The sequence below is a fragment of the Oleiphilus sp. HI0067 genome (genome assembly GCF_001635735.1).
The window spans coordinates 1-1,027 of sequence record NZ_LWFI01001747.1 but is presented as its reverse complement, the minus strand read 5'-3'; the positions used below and the strand labels follow the sequence as shown (position 1 = coordinate 1,027).

2 protein-coding genes are annotated in these 1,027 nt (G+C 44.3%); both read right to left on the bottom strand.

Going from position 1 to position 1,027, the window contains the following annotated elements:
* A partial coding sequence (gene gspH, locus A3739_RS27815) for a type II secretion system minor pseudopilin GspH (protein WP_068503539.1) occupies positions 1–591 on the bottom strand: 591 nt, incomplete at its 3' end.
* Positions 592–594: 3 nt separating this feature from the next.
* The coding region (gene gspG, locus A3739_RS27810; protein WP_068503536.1) for a type II secretion system major pseudopilin GspG at positions 595–1,027 on the bottom strand (433 nt) is incomplete at its 5' end.

Below are 1,027 nucleotides of genomic sequence, written 5' to 3'. Positions count from 1 at the left end.
AAGGTGGGGTAACGATATTTCCCCAAACTCATTCAGCGTAACTTCTTTGAATATATCGAGGTCGTCTCGCAAACTTAAACGTACCGTAAAATTGGTAATCTCGCCGCTAGACAGAAACATGAAATCGGGCGTCTTTTTATCCCGCAGAGAAGAATCGCTAGTAGAACTTGAATCGTCATCATCAAAAACACTGCCACCAAATTCACTTTCTTCTTTTTCAGAGCTCGGGAGAACTACCTCTTCACCTTCTCTCTCAAATTCGAGAAACATCCATTCGGGCAATACTTGAGGTTTTAGGACTGGGCTGGTCGCGAGGGACCAATTTTGTTCTTCTTCGTTGTACGAAATGAAATCGTAAGCCTGCTCACTAATTCGAACACCGATTTCAGCATTACTAAAGATAGCTTCATTTGCCGCGGTTCGCATGAGCGCATGCATTCTATTGGTTTCTATATCCAATTCACGCGCTTGATTACCGCCGAAGCTCGTCGTAGCAAGGCCAGCGAGCAATCCAAGCAATACCATCACGACCAACAATTCAATGAGCGTAAAGCCCTTATTACGTTGATATTGCTCGGAAGAAAAAAACATAACTTAGTTCAAGTCGTGCACACTAATATCAGCCGCATCACCCTCACCGCCTTCGCGCTGATCTGCGCCAAACGAATACAGGTCGTAAGGACCTTCAGAGCCTGGGCTTACATACTGATATTCAACACCCCAAGGATCTTTTGGAACGCTTGGCAAGTATCCATCTTTGCTCCAGTTCTTTGGTTCAGGTGAACCTGATGGCTTATTAACCAAAGCCTCTAAACCTTGCTCAGTGCTAGGGTAATTGAAATTATCGAGCTTATATAAATCCAGAGCAGACGAAACGTTACGCAACTGCGTTTTAGCAACGCCAATTCTCGCTTCTTCCCCGCGTCCAAGTATATTTGGCGCTACCACTGCCACTAAAAGACCCAAAATAACCATCACAACCATGATTTCAATCAAGGTAAAACCATGTTGTTTTTTACCGTGGACA